Origin of the sequence: Thalassospira profundimaris, assembly GCF_003326675.1 — a bacterium.
Lineage (GTDB): Bacteria > Pseudomonadota > Alphaproteobacteria > Rhodospirillales > Thalassospiraceae > Thalassospira > Thalassospira aquimaris.
The window spans coordinates 416,019-433,115 of sequence record NZ_JPWF01000001.1 but is presented as its reverse complement, the minus strand read 5'-3'; the positions used below and the strand labels follow the sequence as shown (position 1 = coordinate 433,115).

General features: G+C 55.1%; 16 protein-coding genes. 9 read left to right on the top strand and 7 right to left on the bottom strand.

Annotation, left to right across the window (positions count from 1 at the left end; all coding sequences use genetic code 11):
- Nucleotides 1-4: 4 nt before the first annotated feature.
- The 4 genes from rapZ to TH19_RS02060 form a co-directional block, all read right to left on the bottom strand.
- On the bottom strand, nt 5-937 hold the full coding sequence (gene rapZ, locus TH19_RS02075) for an RNase adapter RapZ (RefSeq protein ID WP_114100641.1): 933 nt from the start codon (nt 935-937) through the stop codon (nt 5-7).
- Between the two features lie 10 nt (nt 938-947).
- Nucleotides 948-1,430, bottom strand: a complete 483-nt coding sequence (locus TH19_RS02070; RefSeq protein WP_258547787.1) for an HPr kinase/phosphorylase — start codon at nt 1,428-1,430, stop codon at nt 948-950.
- A gap of 59 nt (nt 1,431-1,489) precedes the next feature.
- Nucleotides 1,490-3,139 carry a stimulus-sensing domain-containing protein gene (locus TH19_RS02065; protein ID WP_258547786.1) on the bottom strand — a complete coding sequence of 550 codons (1,650 nt, stop codon included), beginning with the start codon at nt 3,137-3,139 and terminating at the stop codon, nt 1,490-1,492.
- 88 nt (nt 3,140-3,227) lie between these two features.
- Complete coding sequence (locus TH19_RS02060; protein ID WP_101246917.1) at nt 3,228-3,944, bottom strand: response regulator transcription factor; 717 nt, start codon at nt 3,942-3,944, stop codon at nt 3,228-3,230.
- Nucleotides 3,945-4,275: 331 nt separating this feature from the next.
- Between TH19_RS02060 and TH19_RS02055 the strand changes: the two genes are divergently transcribed.
- The 7 genes from TH19_RS02055 to TH19_RS02030 all read left to right on the top strand — a co-directional run bounded on the left by TH19_RS02055 (nt 4,276) and on the right by TH19_RS02030 (nt 12,820).
- Nucleotides 4,276-5,976: a sensor histidine kinase gene (locus tag TH19_RS02055; RefSeq protein ID WP_258547785.1), complete on the top strand. Its 1,701-nt coding sequence runs from the start codon at nt 4,276-4,278 to the stop codon at nt 5,974-5,976.
- Nucleotides 5,973-7,370, top strand: a complete 1,398-nt coding sequence (locus TH19_RS02050) for a sigma-54-dependent transcriptional regulator (RefSeq protein WP_258547784.1) — start codon at nt 5,973-5,975, stop codon at nt 7,368-7,370. Before TH19_RS02055 ends, TH19_RS02050 begins: the two co-directional genes overlap by 4 nt.
- Nucleotides 7,371-7,597: 227 nt before the next feature.
- Nucleotides 7,598-7,720, top strand: a complete 123-nt coding sequence (locus TH19_RS22985; protein ID WP_258547783.1) for a hypothetical protein — start codon at nt 7,598-7,600, stop codon at nt 7,718-7,720.
- A gap of 113 nt (nt 7,721-7,833) precedes the next feature.
- Nucleotides 7,834-8,799, top strand: a complete 966-nt coding sequence (locus TH19_RS02045) for a TAXI family TRAP transporter solute-binding subunit (RefSeq protein WP_114100638.1) — start codon at nt 7,834-7,836, stop codon at nt 8,797-8,799.
- The gene (locus TH19_RS02040) at nt 8,796-9,305 is read left to right on the top strand and encodes a DUF1850 domain-containing protein (RefSeq protein WP_114100637.1); all 510 of its coding nucleotides are present in this window, start codon (nt 8,796-8,798) and stop codon (nt 9,303-9,305) included. The genes TH19_RS02045 and TH19_RS02040 overlap by 4 nt, the downstream gene beginning before the upstream one ends.
- A 5-nt stretch (nt 9,306-9,310) precedes the next feature.
- Nucleotides 9,311-11,326 (top strand): TRAP transporter permease, encoded by a 2,016-nt coding sequence (locus TH19_RS02035; protein WP_114100636.1) that lies wholly within the window; start codon nt 9,311-9,313, stop codon nt 11,324-11,326.
- A gap of 186 nt (nt 11,327-11,512) precedes the next feature.
- The gene (locus TH19_RS02030) at nt 11,513-12,820 is read left to right on the top strand and encodes an MFS transporter (RefSeq protein WP_114100635.1); all 1,308 of its coding nucleotides are present in this window, start codon (nt 11,513-11,515) and stop codon (nt 12,818-12,820) included.
- Between the two features lie 345 nt (nt 12,821-13,165).
- On the opposite strand, the gene TH19_RS02025 is transcribed toward TH19_RS02030, so the two are convergent.
- Nucleotides 13,166-13,348 carry a hypothetical protein gene (locus TH19_RS02025; protein ID WP_114100634.1) on the bottom strand — a complete coding sequence of 61 codons (183 nt, stop codon included), beginning with the start codon at nt 13,346-13,348 and terminating at the stop codon, nt 13,166-13,168.
- Between the two features lie 140 nt (nt 13,349-13,488).
- Between TH19_RS02025 and TH19_RS02020 the strand changes: the two genes are divergently transcribed.
- Nucleotides 13,489-14,469 (top strand): LysR family transcriptional regulator, encoded by a 981-nt coding sequence (locus tag TH19_RS02020; protein WP_114100633.1) that lies wholly within the window; start codon nt 13,489-13,491, stop codon nt 14,467-14,469.
- A 17-nt stretch (nt 14,470-14,486) separates the two neighbouring features.
- Here TH19_RS02020 and TH19_RS02015 read toward each other — a convergent pair whose 3' ends face one another.
- Both TH19_RS02015 and fmt read right to left on the bottom strand, forming a co-directional pair.
- Nucleotides 14,487-15,041, bottom strand: coding sequence for a GNAT family N-acetyltransferase (locus TH19_RS02015; protein WP_114100632.1), 555 nt, complete (start codon nt 15,039-15,041; stop codon nt 14,487-14,489).
- Nucleotides 15,041-15,967: a methionyl-tRNA formyltransferase gene (gene fmt, locus TH19_RS02010; protein ID WP_181846278.1), complete on the bottom strand. Its 927-nt coding sequence runs from the start codon at nt 15,965-15,967 to the stop codon at nt 15,041-15,043. Before fmt ends, TH19_RS02015 begins: the two co-directional genes overlap by 1 nt.
- A 123-nt stretch (nt 15,968-16,090) precedes the next feature.
- On the opposite strand from fmt, the gene TH19_RS02005 reads away from it, so the two are divergent.
- Nucleotides 16,091-17,089 (top strand): methyltransferase type 12, encoded by a 999-nt coding sequence (locus TH19_RS02005; RefSeq protein ID WP_114100631.1) that lies wholly within the window; start codon nt 16,091-16,093, stop codon nt 17,087-17,089.
- Nucleotides 17,090-17,097 lie beyond the last annotated feature (8 nt).

The window sequence follows — 17,097 nt, the reverse complement described above, 5'->3', positions numbered from 1 at the left end:
TTATTCACTCCCCCGATGCCGGTTCGTCTGGTTTGTCCCGATGCCCGAGATGTGTGTCATATCCCAGATCGGCAATCCAGTCATTGAGTATCCGTGCGATATAAACCGAACGATGTTGTCCACCCGTACATCCGATTGCGATGGTCAGGTAGCTTTTCCCTTCTTGCGCATAGCGCGGCAGGATCGGCTCCAGCATTGCTTTCAGACGGGTCACAAACCCGGAGAAGTCCGGGTCTTCTTCAATATATTTGCCTACCCGATCATTCATCCCGGTCAGCAGGCGAAGCTCGGGATCATAATGCGGGTTGCGCAGAAAGCGAACGTCAAAAACCAGATCGGCCTCTGCGGGCACCCCTTGGCGGAACGAAAAGCTTTTGACAAAGATCGCCATGCCTTCGTTTTCGCCAATATCAAACTGGTCCTGAAGAATCTTGCGAAGCTCGGCCGATTTCATCCGCGATGTATCAATCCGCATGTCCGCCGTCGCCGCAATCGGCGCCATCAGGCGTTTTTCATGCTCGATCGCATCAACCAGCGGCCGGTCATGGCTTAAGGGATGCGGACGCCGGGTCTCGGTAAAGCGCCGCTGAAGGACTGATGTCTCGGCATCGACATAGATCATCATAGGCACCATGCCGGTCTGCTTGCGCAGACGTTCGACAATCTCGACAAACTGATCAACGCCGAAATCACGGGTACGGATATCAAGCCCGATGGCAATCGGACGATCCGGGTGGCAATCACTGGGCACCAATGCCGACAACATCCGAAGCGGCAGGTTATCCACCGCATCAAACCCGAAATCCTCAAGAATCTTCAAAGTGGTGGTGCGTCCTGCCCCCGACACACCGGTCACAAGGACAAGACCGCTTTTGCCATCAAAGCTGCCGGGTGCGGCATTCTGGTCATCACGGGATTGGTCGGAGGTCTTTTGCAAAACAGCTTCCCTAGGATTCAAGTCGCAATTCATCGGTCGCAAGCGCCAAAGCTATCCTGATCTTGGCCTCAATCGCCAGATCGGATGCACATAATGTCCAACGCGGGACAGTTATGCCACAAATCTCTTCTGATGCGTAATCAGGCATCCTATCAACAAGATCACAATCCTCGACCAGATCAATCAAAACCCTGACATCGCCCTGGTCCCGGTAGGGCAATCCGCGCACGATGCCAATCCCGCGCACTTCGCACAACCCGGCAATCGTCGGCGGTGCGGTCGCAATCAGCCGTCCGTCACGTGCGGTAACGTCTGTCCGATCATCAGCGATCAGAAAGGCCCCCGCATTGATCAAGCGCAGAGAAATACTGGATTTACCTGAACCGGACGCACCGCGCAGCAAAAGCGCGTGCTCACCAATCCCGATACAATTTGCATGAAGCTGGGACATAATCCCGAAACGATGCGGGGATGGACGTTTGTTGTCAAACACCAAACATGCAGACCTACCCTCCCGCATAAGCGTTTGGCGGTTTTTAACGCGGGAACGCCCTATTTCTGCGGCAGGTGGATGGTAAAGATCGCCCCTTTGACCTCGCCGTCAACCAAGCGATTCTGCGCCCCGAGTTCACCATTATGGGCGGAAATAATCCGTTTGGAGATCGAAAGACCAAGGCCGGAATGCTGGCCGAATTTCTCGGTCGCCGGGCGCTCTGTATAGAAGCGGTTAAAGATCGCCTCTTCCTTGCCCGGCGGAATGCCCGGCCCGTCATCCTCGATCGTGATCACAACACGATCCTTGTCCTGCCAGGCGCGAACACGGACTTCACCCCCCTCGGGACTAAAGGTAATCGCATTTGAAATCAGGTTTCTGAACACCTGGGTCAAACGGCTTTCAAGCGCCGGAACATGCAAATCTTCGGGCACCGAAACCTTGATACGCGGGCCGGATGGATCGGCGTTATAAAGTTCGCCCAGCGTTTGCAGCAGAACACGCAAATCAACATCTTCGCTTTCGGCACGCGAAAGTTCGGCATCCATGCGCGAATAATCGGAAATGTCACTGATCAGTCGATCAAGGCGCTGCACGTCTTCGGCGATGATTTCCATCAGGCGGCGCTGGCGTTCCGGGTCCTTAAGGCGGGTCGCGGTTTCGACCGCACTGCGAAGCGACGTCAGCGGGTTTTTGATCTCGTGCGCCACGTCGGCGGCAAACCGTTCAATCGCATCCATACGATCCCAAAGGGTTTCGGTCATATCGCGAAGCGTGGTCGAAAGATCGCCAATCTCGTCGCGCCGGTCCGAAAGATCGGGGATGGTGAACTGCCGGTTCTTGCTGCGCCGGACCCGTTCGGCGGCCCGCGCCAACCGGTTAAGCGGCCGGGTGATCACCCCGGCCAGATAAATCGACAGCAACACCGTGATCCCGAACGCAAAAACAAAGATTTTCAGGATATCAAGCCGAACCGCATGCAGCGCACTTTCAATCTGCTCGCCGCTTTTGGTCAGCATCACCGATGCCAAAACCTGCTTGAACCGTGCCACCGGCACAGACACCGACAATACCCGGCGTCCCTGGCTATCAACCCGCACCACACCACGCGAATAGCCCGCAAGTGCGGCGCGGACTTCCGGGTAATCGGCCGCACTGGCGACCGGCGGATCAACATAAAGTGGCAGCGGCTGTTCGCCTTCAAACAGGGTCAAAAGCCCGTCGGTCAGGGTGCGCATGATATCTGCAAAGGCATCTTCATCGCCCGGTGCCGGAAGGTCTTCGGCCTGAATGGTGCCCGCGCCAAATGACTGGATATTGCGGCTATCAGCCATCAGTTTGCCGTTGGTGGCAAACAGGCGCGTGCGCGCCCCGGTAATGCCTACAAGACGGCGCACCATTTCGCGGGCGACTTCAAGTTTCACGCGGTTGGTTGCATCATCTTCGGAACTGACAGCGGATGTCGAAAGGGCGGCGGCATACATCTCGGCCTGAACGGCCATGGCTTCAAGTTCGGAATGAATGAGTTCCTGCTTATAGCGCCCCAGATACAGAATACCCGCCACCAGCACAAACAAAGCCAGCGCATTCACCGCCAGAATGCGCCAGGTCAAAGGGGAAAACAGCCCGTGGCGTTCCTCTATGCGTGCCGTCCGTGTTTCGGACTGGCTTGTCGTCTGGTCCTGATCGCCAGCGCTTAGATCGCTCATTCAAACCTGCATAACTGACCCGGATTGATCGGGTCTGCAAAATCAATGATGCCGGAACATGGTTGTTCCGGCATCAGAATCCATCAAATCAGCCTGCCACAGTGGCAGAATCACGATACCGATAGCCGACACCATACAGGGTCTCGATTTCCTTGAATTCCTTGTCGGTTTCACGGAACTTCTTTCGCAGGCGCTTGATGTGGCTGTCGATGGTACGGTCATCGACATAGATATGTTCGCCGTAAGCCGCATCGATCAGCTGATCACGGTTTTTCACATGGCCCGGATGTTTCGCAAGTGCCTGGATCAACAGGAACTCGGTCACGGTCAGGTTGACATGCTGACCTTTCCAGCTGCACATGTGGCGCGACGGATCAAGAACCAGATCACCACGCTGCAACACGTCATCGGACCCGTTCGGGCGAACACCACCCGCCCGCATGATCTCCGAACGACGCAACAGGGTGCGGATACGCTCAATCAGCAAACGCTGGGAAAACGGCTTTTTGATATAATCGTCTGCACCCATGCGCAGGCCGGTCAGTTCATCAACCTCGTCATCTTTCGAGGTCAGGAAAATAACCGGCATTTCGGTTTTCTTGCGCAGATGGGTCAGAAGCTCCAGTCCGTCCATACGCGGCATCTTGATATCAAGTACCGCAAGATCCGGCTCTTCCTTGGTCAGGGCATGAAGCGCCTCCGAACCATCGGAATATGTCAGGACCTCATAACCTTCTTCTTCCAAAGCCATGGATACAGACGTCAGGATATTCCGGTCGTCATCAACAAGTGCGATCTTACTCACCTGGACCTCTTCATCTGGACAGATAAAATTCGTTCATTCATCGGGTGACTATACAATTTACATTCCAATGTGGCGAAAAAATAACCGCTTGCGGCATAATTAAGGCTATTCAAATACACTGATACGTCTCGCCACAGATCACCTCATATATTGACTTTGCGTCATCCCGCCCAATAACAATCACCCCATCAGGGCAAATGCACGTATCCATCAGGAAACGCGCGAAACACAAAAAGGGTCCCGAACGGGATCGGAGGCCGCAATTTTTTACTGGTTACGCAATTTCAGTCGCGCAAGCCTGACCGTTGCAGGCACGCTGATTTCCGCACTGGTGGTCTGGCTGGCCGTCAGTTCGACCGGGAATCTGACCATTCGCGAACTCGAAACCACCAGTCAGGCCCGCCTTGCCCTTTATGACAGCTCGTTGCGGGCCGCCATTGATCGCTATCGTTACCTGCCCTATGTGGTCGCCCGCCACCATCAGGTGATCGAGGCGATCTTTGATCCCAAATCGGCCCAGACCGCCAATCTCTATCTTGAACGGGTCAATAACCGTTCAGGGGCAGCCGCCCTTTATGTTCTCGATAAAACCGGGGTCACGGTCGCATCAAGCAACTGGAACACCCCGGACAGTTTCGTTGGCGAAGATTATTCATTCCGCCCCTATTACAGTCTGGCCCTTGCCGGGAACGAAGGGTTCTTTTTCGGGATCGGTGTCACCACCGGACGCGCCGGGGTCTTCATTTCCAATCCGATTTTCCAGCATGGCGAAATCATCGGTGTGGTCGTCGTCAAACTCGAACTCGATGAAGTGGAAATGAACTGGCAGGAAGGCGGTGAAACCGTCTTTGTCGCCGATGCCGATGGCGTAATTACCCTGACCAGTCGCGGCGACTGGAAATATCGCACCCTGTCGCCCCTCTCTGATGCTGATCGCACCCGCATCATGCGAAACCGCCAATATCCCGGTCGCGAACTGACATCACTGAATGTCGGGCAACAGTTATCCAAGGGATCAGGCATCGTCACCATCAGTTCACAACGCTACCTGTTTGACAGCAAACCCATCCGCGGCAGTGACTGGCGGATTTATTACCTGACCTCGATGGATCAGGTCACCGACCGTCAGGCCGCCGTCATGCTGATTGCCATCATTGGTGGCGGCATGATTGTTTTGCTGATCCTGTTCTTGCGCGAACGCGAACTCAAACTGGCCTCCCAGCGCGAAGCACGCGAACTTGAACGCATTCAGGCCCTAAATACCCGCCTTGAAGAAGAAATCACCGAACGGCGCAAGACCGAGGAAGAACTGCGCGGCACCCAGAACGAACTGGTTCAGGCCGGAAAACTCGCAGCCCTTGGTCAGATGTCGGCTGCCATCGCCCATGAAATCAATCAGCCGATTACCGCCATCCGCACATTCTGCGCCAGCGCCAAGCTGATGCTTGAACGTGGCAAAACCGACCAGCTTGATCAAAATATCAGCCAGATTTCATCGCTGACCGAACGCATGGGGGCCATCACAGGCCAGCTTAAAACATTCTCGCGCAAATCGACCGGCGTTCTCGAACCGGTTGACCTGAAGATCGCGTTGAACAACGCCCTTCAACTTCTAAGCCCGCAGCTTGATTCGGAAAATTGCACCCTTGAACGCAATGAAGCCGATCACCCCCTGATCATTCAGGCCGATCTGGTCCGCATCGAACAGATTTGCGTCAACATCATCCGCAATGCCCTTGATGCGATGGAAAACAGTGCGATCAAACGCATTTACATTGATCTTGCCGCCGATGCCGATGATGTCATCATGCACATCACCGATACAGGCCCCGGCATGAATGACGAAACCCTGTCACTGCTGTTTGACCCGTTCTTTACCACCAAGGACCCGGGACAGGGTGTCGGTTTGGGACTTTCGGTAACTTATGGCATTGTGCGGGACTTTGGCGGCACCATCAAAGCCTATAACACAACAACCGGCGGTGCCTGCTTTGAAGTAAGATTGCCGTTGCTCAGGGACAATAAACCGTGACTTCCACGCCTCAGACAGACGACCAGAACCCCAAGCCGCATATCATCATTGTCGATGATGATGCCGCCATGCGCATGGCCCTGTCGCAATGGCTGGAACTGTCTGATTTTTCTGTCACAGTCTATGAGGACGCCAATGCGGCCCTGCGCGATATCAAGCCCGATTTTCCCGGTGTCATCCTGACCGATGTGAAGATGCCCAAACTGGATGGCATCACCTTTACCAAATCCGTCCTGTCGGCCGATTCCGATATTCCCGTCATCTTGATGACTGGTCATGGCGACGTCCCGATGGCGGTCGAGGCGATGAAAAGTGGTGCCTATGACTTCGTTGAAAAGCCGTTCGAACCTAATGACATTGTCGAAAGCCTCGAACGCGCCATTGAAAAGCGCCGTCTGGTTCTGGAAAACCGGACCCTTCGCCAACAAATCGCCCAACGCGGCAGTCTTGAAAGTCGCCTGATCGGCAATTCTTTGCCCATGCGCGCCCTGAAAGACGAAATCGCCAACATCGCGCCCACCGAAGTCCCGATTCTGATTTCCGGGGAAACCGGCACCGGCAAGGAACTGGTCGCACGCGCCATTCATGATCTCAGCGACCGTCGCGCTGAAAAATTTGTCGCCGTAAACTGCGCTGCTATCCCCGAAACAACCGCCGAAAGTGAACTGTTCGGCCATGAAAAAGGGGCTTTTACCGGTGCTGTCGGCCAACGGATCGGCTGGATCGAACATGCGATTGGCGGGACGCTATTTTTGGATGAAATATCCAGCATGCCGCTTGCCCTTCAGGCCAAACTTCTGCGCGTCATCGAACAGCGTGAAGTCGTTCGGGTCGGATCAAACGCCCCGGTCAAGGTCGATTTCCGGCTGATCTGTGCCACCAACGAAGATCTGGTTGATGCGGTCAATGACCGCAAATTCCGCGAAGATCTGCTGTTTCGTATCAACACGTTTGAACTTGCCATCGCCCCGTTGCGTGATCGCAAGGATGACGTCGCACTGCTGTTTGACATCTTTGCCGAACGCGCTGCCGAACGGTTTGAACGCCCCTATGAACGCCTGACATCGGCCCTGATTGGCCAGCTTAAATCCCATGAATGGTCGGGCAATGTCCGCGAACTTAAAAACATGGCCGAACGTTATGTCCTTCTGGTCGGCAGTGCCGAAGAACGGTTCAAACGCCTGTTTAAAGGCGGTTTTGATCAGGTTCGCAAACCGGCCGGTGACTTTGCACTGGCTGATCAGGTCCGCGATTTCGAAGAACGCATCATCCGCGATGCGCTTGATCGTCATGACGGCAATGTCAAATCGGTGATGGAAGAACTCGACATCCCACGCCGAACCCTGAACGAGAAGATGAAAAAGCTCAATATTCGGCGCGACAAACCACTCTGAGCAATCTGCATATCGGCAAAAATCCGCCGATTAAAATCGGCATATCGGCGGAATATTGCCGATACATCAAATCAACTTAAAATAACGTATTGAATTTAAACAATATTTTTTATTTCCTTTTTGGCATACTCATTGCACATTCGAGTACCAAAATGATAAAATGACAAAAACACAGGGAGGAAGATCAAACAGCCAACCCATCCGGGTTGTCCAAATGGCTGTTTTTGTTGATCCAATCCCGTCACATGATTTCATCGGCCTGCCCCGAATGCACAGCACAAAGCTGGCAATGGCAGGACCCGGAAGCTGAAGGCTATTTGCCCGATTACGGCCGCACCGGATATCCGTGAAATCCAAGAATAACAGGCCATAACAATTGGCCGACCAAGAACGTGCAGAACCGAATTCTGAAGCGATCTTTATTAATTGGACATTAGAAGTGTTAACCCTAGGGAGGACTACCATGAAGCTCCGTACTCTGCTTACCGCAGCAGCCGCAGCCATGATGCTGACCGCGACTTCTGCTTCAGCACAGCAGCTTTCGATCGCAACCGGCGGGACCGGCGGCGTTTATTATCCGTATGGCGGCGGCCTTGCGGAACTGATCACCAAATATGTCGACGGCACCAGCGCCGTTGCCGAAGTTACCGGTGCATCGGTTGAAAACATGGGCCTCGTTTCCCGTGGCGACAGTGACATCGCAATCGGCCTGGCCGACACCGTTTATGCCGGCTACACCGGCACCGGTAAATTCGAAGGCCGCAAGCTCGACAACGTTCGCGCCCTGGCATCGATCTACCCGAACGCAGTTCAGCTCGTTACCCTTGCTGACAGCGGCATCAACAGCCTTGCCGACCTTAAAGGCAAACGCGTTTCCGTCGGCGCACCGGGTTCGGGTACCGAAGTTTCCGCTCAGACCCTGCTCGCAGCCAATGGCATCACCTATGATGACATCGAAGAACAGCGTCTGAACTTCAACGAAACCGCTGATGCGATCCGTGATGGTGACATCGATGCCGGTTTCTGGAGCGTAGGCCCGCCCACCAGCTCGATCCTGAACCTTGCAACCACCCGCAACATCAAGCTGATCGCGCTCACCGATGACGAGATCCTCAAGGCGCTTGATGCAGAACCGACCTTCGCACCTTACGCTCTGCGTAAAGGCATCTACGAAGGCGTAACCGCACCGGTTAACACCGTCTCAACCCCGAACGTTCTGTTTGTCAGCGACGAAATGGACGAAGAACTGGCGTACCAGATCACCAAGACCCTCTTTGAGAAAGTCGACGAACTGATCGCCATCCATCCGGCAGCCAACGACACCACCGTTGACTTCGCACTGGGTTCGACCCCGATCCCGATGCATCCGGGTGCACTTCGTTACTACGAAGAAACCGGTTTCCCGATTCCGGAAAAACTGCGTCCATGATTTCGCAAAAGTTCGGGCGGCCTCTTCTGGCCGCCCTTCTTCTCTCGGTCACGGCTTGCGCTGGCCCGGCCAGTCATACTGAAATCAAGCCCGGTACCACCGTCGATCATCTTGAGGTGATCGGCCAGAACGGATCGGTCCTTGCACGAACCGATATACCGCGTCAGTCCGGCTGGTGCCTTTATTGGAACCATTCTGTTACCGGGGATGGCGTGATCGACTGTTACGTAGACGATCTTGGCAAGATGGTTCTTCATCGCGCCTATCAACCCGACTTCGCGGCGGGACTGGGACACTTCCCGGGGCGCGGCGTTCTGACCAGCGCAGAAGGCGGGGGATACTGGATCGAAGATATCGACGAAGCGGTGCCGGGCAATGCCTATGTACTGCGCGTCGGGTCACTTGCGGTTAACCATCGTATCGTCACAACCGAAGGTGACGAAATCTATCTTTCAAAGATGGCTGAACACACGCGTGTCACCATCCGCCTTGATACCGGGGAATAAGTTTAATGTCTGAACCGGCACCGTTTCCGTCCATGACGGACAAATTGCCGCAGCCCAAACTGGTTGCACTGGCAATCTCGATTGTTGCTGTCGTCCTCTCCCTGTTCCAGATGTATGGTGCCGGGATCGAGCCGCTTGGTCTGTTCTATCAGCGCAGCATCCATCTTGCCTTCGTCATGTTCCTGACCTTCCTGATGTTTCCTGCATTTGGCAGCAACAAGAAGCGCGGAGCACTGGGATGGCTGATTGATATCGCCTTTCTGGCCGGTGCCTTTACCACGGGCTTTTATCTTTCCTTCTATCTTGATGCGATCATCAACCGCGCCGGTTTCTGGAGCGACACCGACCTGATCATCGGTGTGATTGCGACCATCACCGTGCTGGAAGCAAGCCGCCGCGCCGTTGGCCTTGGCATGACCGTGATCGGCGTTGTCGCCATCATCTATGCCCTGTCGGGCCCGCGTGGGGCGCTGCCTTGGCTTGGCGAATGGCTGCCCGGTATCCTTGCCCATCGCGGTGCCGATATTGATCGTCTTGTCGGTCAGCTTTACCTCGGCCAGGAGGGCATTTACGGCCTGCCGATGGGGGTTGCCGCGACCTATATCTTCATGTTCGTACTGTTCGGTGCGTTCCTTGAAGTCACCGGTGCGGGCAAATTCTTTATCGACATGGCCTATGCCGCAACTGGCAAAAAGGCTGGTGGCCCGGCCAAGGCCGCCGTTCTCGCATCGGCTGGCATGGGATCGATCAGTGGATCGGCCATTGCCAACGTTGTTACCACCGGCGCCTTTACCATTCCGCTGATGAAAAAGCTCGGCTATCGCCCCGCACAGGCCGGTGGCGTTGAAGCTGCTGCGTCCACCGGCGGTCAGATTACCCCGCCGCTGATGGGGGCTGGTGCCTTCCTGATTTCCGAATACACCCAGGTGCCGTATCTCGATATCGTCATGATCTCGATCTTCCCGGCGATCCTGTATCTCGGCACGGTTTATCTGTTCGTGCATATCGTTGCGCTGAAAAACGGCATGCGCGGTATGCCGGTCGAAGAACTTCCTGACTGGCGTGCGGTTCTCAAGGAAGGCTGGCAGTTCATCCTGCCGCTTGGCATCCTGATTTACCTGCTGGTTCTCAACATTTCGCCGATGCGCGTTGGTTTCTGGGCCATCATCTCGGTTATGGCGGTTGCTGCCCTGCGTTATGCCCTTTGGTATTTCGTGGTCGCCCCGCAAAACGGCGAAAACCCGACCCATGACGGCTTGAAAAAGGCCCTGGCAAACGGTGTCAAAATCACCATCGCGGCCCTTGAACTGGGCGCCAAAAATGCTGTCGCCGTTTCGATGGCCTGTGCGGTTGCCGGGATCATTGTTGGCGTTGTTGGCCTGACCGGCCTTGGCCTGAAATTCTCGTCGATGATGATCGCGTTTTCGGGTGGCAACATCGTTCTGGCGCTTGTTCTGGTTCTGCTGGCCAGCCTGATCCTCGGCATGGGTCTGCCGGTCACGGCATCCTATATCGTTCTGATCGTTCTGGTTGGTCCGGCCCTGTCGAACGAGTTTGGCATTCCGCTTCTGATCGCCCATCTTGTGGTCTTCTGGTACTCGCAGGACAGTAACGTGACACCGCCCATTGCGCTGGCCGGGTTTGCGGGGGCGGCAATCGCCAATGCAAGCCCCATGGAAACCAGTATTCAGGCCTGGAAATTCGCCAAGGGTCTGTATCTGATCCCGGCCTTCATGGTCTTCAATCCGGAAATCGTCCTGGGTGGTTCGATCCCGATCGTTCTGTGGACCGGCTTTACCGCCATCCTATGTCTGGTGGCCTTTGCCGCCGCACTTGAAGGCTACCTGTTCGATCACATGGACGTGGTTTCGCGTATCCTGATCGTTCCGGCCACGGTTGGCGTGTTCTATCCCGACATCAAGGCCGAGATCGCCGGCACCATCGTGCTTCTTGCGGTTCTTGGCTTGAACTGGTGGAAAAGCAAAAAGAACGGTGCAACCCCGACGGCGGTCGCAAGCTAATCCCCGTTAACCATCTTATTGAACAAAGCCCGCAGATTTTGTCTGCGGGCTTTTTCTTTGCATTCATCCCTGATCGACCTACCCGACCGGGCAGTAGACCATCCGGGTTTGAATCGATACAGTATTACTCATACAAATAAATCCAGCCCTGTACGCGCCCCTTTAACTCCGGAAACGTCACCTCCCATGCAGTTTCTTCTTCTGCTGCGTCAGGCCCCAAGGCAGCTTGCCTTTGGCGCATTGCACAGTTTCGGCTCATCCTTTGGTCAAACCTTTCTGGTTGCCCTTTTCGTGCCGTTCATTTCCGCCAGCCTGGGACTGAACGAAACCGAATTTGCCAATATCTATGCCGGGATCACCATTGGCAGCGCCCTGTGCCTGCCGGTTGTCGGGCGCTGGATCGACAAGGTCGATATCCTTGCCTACAGCCTTGCGACCATGGCGCTGCTTGCCCTTGGCTGTGTGATGATCTCGCTTGCCAGTAATGTCTGGATGCTGATTGCCGCCCTGTTTGTCTTGCGCCTCGCCGGACAGGGATTGATGACCCATGTCAGCATGACCGGCATCGCGCGCTATTTCAGCAAACATCGCGGACGCGCCCTGGCCGTGGCCAGTTTCGGCTTTCCTTTGGCCGAGGCCATCTTGCCTGCCACCTTGCTGGCCCTGATTGCGACCTTTGGCTGGCGCTATACCTATGCCGGATCGGCGGCCTTTATTGTCGGAATTTTGATCCCGCTTGCGATTGTTCTGATCAGGGGCGATCAGAAATTCCGCGCCGCCCCAACCCGCAAAGATAAAGCCACCGCCAAAACAACCACTGCTGCCAATGGCGAGTCGCAAACGACCCTTAATGCCGGGAACAGTATCGACTCGCCATCATCAGATCGCGAACATCCACGCCTGTTCAGATCACTTTATGTCTGGTTCTGCATGCCGATGCTGGCCGCACCGCCGCTGATCATGACCGCGCTGTTTTTCCATCAGGGGGCTATTTCAACCCACAAGGATATCGAACTTGGCTGGTTTGCCGCCGGGTTTACGGTTTTTGCCATCACGTCGGTGATGGGCGCCTTTGGCAGCGGCCCGTTGATTGACAAACATTCCGCCCGCCGCCTGTTTCCATGGCATCTGATCCCGATGATGGCTGGCATTATCGTGCTTGCCATCGGACAGCAACCATTTGTGATCCTGATTTATATGGGGCTGGTCGGCATTACAGTCGGATTCGCAACCACCTTGCGGACCGCCATCATCCCGGAACTGGTGCCACTCGATGAAATCGGCGCGGTGCGCAGCACACTGACCGCGGTCATGGTTCTGGCTTCCGCAATGGGACCGGCGATTTATGGCTGGATGTTTGCAGCTGATATATCGATCGAGGTGATGTTGATCGCGACCCTGATCGTCATGACCGCAATCAGTATTCTGTCCTGGCTGTCAGAACGACCGGGCTTTTACATTCCACCCGGCGTCAGCCCGCAAGACTCACATTAACTGAAAATCGGTACATCGAGTTTCGCGCGTCGAAAAATCAGATTGGTCTGGCAACAACGCATCGAGTTTCCCCATATCCGGTTAACATCGATGATGGCGCACAATCGAACTGGGTTGAATTGTGTCATATCGTCACGGATAGGAAACCCTTTGCCGATACTTGCAAAAGCCGCCCGGCAACGTGGCGCAAAAAAAATGGCCCGGATCACAAAGGTGACCGGGCCAGTCGGGAAAACAGCGTCAAATAGGGAGGAAGACGCTAGATAGAAATCGGTAGTCCAACAAACGGGAGCACCTCTTGGGGAGGAAACTCAATCGGCGCTCGACCGTTTGTATTTCGTCAGATTAGGCAGCACCGCCAACAGAACCGGCCGGGTGCTTGATGTCGGATGCCTTGTCCGAACCTTTGAACAGGTTGCGGAAGAAGGAACCTACGAACTCAGCGCGCAGCTGCTGACCTTTACGTACACCAGCTTCGATTTCGGTGGTGGAGATGTAACGGGTGGTGATTTCTTCGTAAGTGGCCATCTTGACCTCCTAAAAATTTCGTTCGTTGCGACGCCGTGTCGCTCTCGATGAACTCAATCTAATTTTCTTTACCGGGAAAGAGAATTAGCTCAATATGCACATTACTTGTGAAAGAACGTCATAAATAGGAAATCCAAGATATGGATCGCGCCGCAGAAATGGAAATCTTTGTCCATGCAGTTGAAGAAGGCAGCTTCTCAGCCGCGGCAAGGACAATGCGCCTGTCACCATCAGCCGTGTCGAAATACATTTCCCGGCTCGAAGACCGGCTGGGCGCGCGCCTTTTGATGCGCACCACCCGTCAGCTCAGCCTGACCGAGGAAGGCCGCGCCTTTTATGAACGTGCGCGCACCATCTTAAACGAGATCGAGGAAGCCGAAGAAGTCGTCACCCAGCTTTATGCCGCACCGCGCGGGACGCTTCGCATCAACGCATCGGTCGCCTTCACCAAGATGCAGGTGGTGCCGCTGATCCCGGAATTCCTGGCCCGCTATCCCGATGTGCGGATCGAGCTGACCCTTGATGACAAATTCACCGATCTGGTCAACGATGGCTATGATCTGGCCATTCGCCTGTCCGCTCTTGAAGATTCGTCACTGATCGCGCGTAAATATGCGGTCAACCGCCGCATGATTGTTGCCTCGCCGGAATATCTGGAAAAGAACGGCATCCCGCGCAAACCCCAGGATCTCGAAAACCACAACTGTTTGCATCTGTCATCGCGCGAAAGCTTCAACGACTGGCACTTTGAAACACCCGATGGTCACGTGTCCTTCCGCGCACAGGGCTCGTTCTCGGCCAATGACGGTGATGTGCTGCACGAAGCGGTACTTGCCGGTCTTGGCATGGCGCGCCTTGCCGAATATCTGGTTCACGAAGATATCCGGGCCGGTCGCCTGACCCCGGTTCTGACCGAATATGTCCACGATCAGGCATGGATTTCTGCGGTGTATCCGCATAAACGCCACCTGTCGCCAAAGGTCCGTGCCTTTGTGGACTTCCTGGCTGAAAAATTCACCCCGGTCCCGCCGTGGGAGCTTGGCTATCGCGATGCCCGTGCGGTGCGTCGCCCGACCGACACCGCACCACAGGCACAGCCGACCGCGTCTGCCGATCAATAAGGTCGGGGAAAATTGGTTTAGAACGACAGGGCCTTTTGATAGGCACCAAAATCCATTCGGAACTGATATTCCGACGATGCGCTCAGATCATCAAGAATGCGGCTTTCGCCAGTACGGGCAAAGCCGCATTTTTCATAGAACCGATGCCCGGCCTCAAACCGCGTATCGGTCCAAAGCATCACGGTCGCACAACCTTCATGGGTCTGCCCAAGCCAGGCCAATGCCTTGGCCATCAATTTCTGCGCCATGCCCTGACCGCGGGTATCACGATGCAGATAGACTTTATGAAGCTCGGCTTCTTGTGTCGCCGCGTCATATTTGATCCCGAAACAACCCAGAACCCGGTTTGCCGGATCAACCGCAACCCAGATACGGCCATCGCCCTGTTTGAAATCATCGGCAATCGCATCAAGTTCCGGGAATTCTGCCACCCGGTCATAAATACAGCCCGGATATTCGGCAAAAACCAGTTCGATCAATGCCCCGATGCCATCGCCATCGGCATTAAAGGCCGGACGGATCGTCAGGTCGGAAACGGACGGGCTTTTCGGTTTTGCAACGTCGCTTCCCATCAGCCCAGCACCACGCCCTTGGCCAGTTTGTCATAGCCGCGCAGAACCGCGTCGGTATCCATCGCGGCCTTGCCCGGACGCTGAATACGCATCGGGCGCAATGCCCCGCTGCCACAGCCAATCGTCAGGGCATCATCAAGGATTTCACCAACCGCACCCGATTGATCAATCACCTCGGCGGCCTGCACCTTGATGCGCTCGTTGCCCAGTTCGAAATAGGCCCCCGGCCACGGAGTAAAGGCGCGAATTTTACGTTCCAGACTTACCGCATCATCGGCAAAATCAAGCTTCGCCTCGGCACGTTCAAGCTTTGCGGCATAGGTCACGCCGTCTTCGGGCTGCTTGGTCGCGACAAGGTCACCTTTTGGCAGTTTATCAAGCGCCTCGACGATCATTTCCCCGCCCAGTGCCGCCAAATCATCATGCAGCGCATTGGCATAGGTTGCCCCGGTAATCGGGATATCGCGGATCAGCAACATGTCGCCGGTATCAAGCCCGACATCCATCTGCATGATGGTCACGCCGGTTGCCGCATCACCGGCCAGAATGGCCCGCTGGATCGGGGCCGCCCCGCGCCAGCGCGGCAGCAATGACGCATGAATATTCAGGCATCCATATTTCGGCGCATCAAGGATCGCCTTGGGCAGGATCAGGCCATAGGCCGCCACCACCGCAACATCCAGATCAAGATCGGCAAAGGCCTGCTTTTCCTCGTCGGATTTAAGCGACACCGGATGACGAACTTCAATGCCCTGTTCAGCGGCCCAGGCATGAACCGGGCTTGGCGTTTCCTTCTGCCCGCGCCCGGCCGGACGTGGCGGCTGTGAATAGACGCAAACCACATCATGACCCGCCGCTACCAAATCCTTAAGCGCCACAAGGGCAAAGTCCGGGGTTCCCATAAAGGCAATACGCAGCTTGGTCATATCGTCACGTCCATTCATCAAAGGATCGGGCATTCATCAAAGGATCGGCATTCAGCACAAGATCGGGGCAAGACCAACGGTCTTTCCTATTCCAAGGCGGCAATTTGGCGCTATCTTGTCGAAATGACAAGCCAAGCCTTATCCGAACCACGCAAATACCCGGTTAATCACATCTGGCATGCCGATTGGAGCATATCGGTCAAAGCGCGCTGGGTCGCAAAATCCCGCCGCAAAGCAGGCGGCTGGCAGATACATGCCATCGAACCGGTTGGCATGTTAAACCAGTTCCGTCAGTCACTCGCCGATCATGGACGCAACAAATCCATTTGGCTTGGCCTTGATATGCCGATCGGCTTTGCCGGCTATTGGTATGATGGCGCAAATATTCAAAACTTTAAGTCGTTACTTAAAAACATTTTTAGCCGTGATATGGAAGATTTCCCATACGTTTGCGAAACCCCGGATCAGATCACATATCACCGCCCGTTTTACCCCAAATCATCCGGCACAAAGGGCAGTGTAAAGCGCGACCATCTCGTAAAGGCGCTTGGCCTTTCAAGCTTTGATGAGTTGCATCGTCGCTGCGAACGCGCCACGGATGATCGCGCGGCTGCCTGCCCGTCCTTCTGGACCCTTGGTGCCAATCAGGTTGGCAAGGGGATGCTGCATGGTCTTGAACATCTGATCATTCCCGGGGCGCGTGACGGGTTCAACATCTGGCCCTTTGACGGTGATCTTGCGGCATGTTGCCAACATCCCGGCGTCACCCTGATGGAAACCTATCCCGGCGAAGTTTATGGCTGGCTTGGAATTAGTGAGTTAACTAAATCAAATCAGCAAAGCCGTGCAAACGCCGTTGCATCACTGATCAATTATGCGGCCCGCAACTCGGTTGAAATCAGCCCGGCGGTCATCGCCGACATTCAATCGGGCTTTGGCCCCGAACAGGGCAAGGATGATGCTTTCGACGCGCTGGTTGGTGTTTTAGGGTTAATTCAAATTGCCGATGGCAAGCGCCCCGAACATCTGCCCGATGATCGGGTGATCCGCGAACGTGAAGGCTGGATCATTGGCATGGATGGCAGCACCCTTAAAACCCCGCCCAAAGCGCACGCCCAATAAAAAAGGGC

What these genes read in the sequence shown, in the direction of transcription:
- TH19_RS02065 (WP_258547786.1), bottom strand. Translation starts at nt 3,139, where the DNA reads ATGAGCGATCTAAGCGCTGGCGATCAGGACCAGACGACAAGCCAGTCC.
- TH19_RS02045 (WP_114100638.1), top strand. Translation starts at nt 7,834, where the DNA reads ATGAAGCTCCGTACTCTGCTTACCGCAGCAGCCGCAGCCATGATGCTG.
- TH19_RS02040 (WP_114100637.1), top strand. Translation starts at nt 8,796, where the DNA reads ATGATTTCGCAAAAGTTCGGGCGGCCTCTTCTGGCCGCCCTTCTTCTC.
- TH19_RS02035 (WP_114100636.1), top strand. Translation starts at nt 9,311, where the DNA reads ATGTCTGAACCGGCACCGTTTCCGTCCATGACGGACAAATTGCCGCAG.
- TH19_RS02030 (WP_114100635.1), top strand. Translation starts at nt 11,513, where the DNA reads ATGCAGTTTCTTCTTCTGCTGCGTCAGGCCCCAAGGCAGCTTGCCTTT.
- TH19_RS02025 (WP_114100634.1), bottom strand. Translation starts at nt 13,348, where the DNA reads ATGGCCACTTACGAAGAAATCACCACCCGTTACATCTCCACCACCGAA.
- TH19_RS02020 (WP_114100633.1), top strand. Translation starts at nt 13,489, where the DNA reads ATGGATCGCGCCGCAGAAATGGAAATCTTTGTCCATGCAGTTGAAGAA.
- TH19_RS02015 (WP_114100632.1), bottom strand. Translation starts at nt 15,041, where the DNA reads ATGGGAAGCGACGTTGCAAAACCGAAAAGCCCGTCCGTTTCCGACCTG.
- fmt (WP_181846278.1), bottom strand. Translation starts at nt 15,967, where the DNA reads ATGACCAAGCTGCGTATTGCCTTTATGGGAACCCCGGACTTTGCCCTT.
- TH19_RS02005 (WP_114100631.1), top strand. Translation starts at nt 16,091, where the DNA reads ATGACAAGCCAAGCCTTATCCGAACCACGCAAATACCCGGTTAATCAC.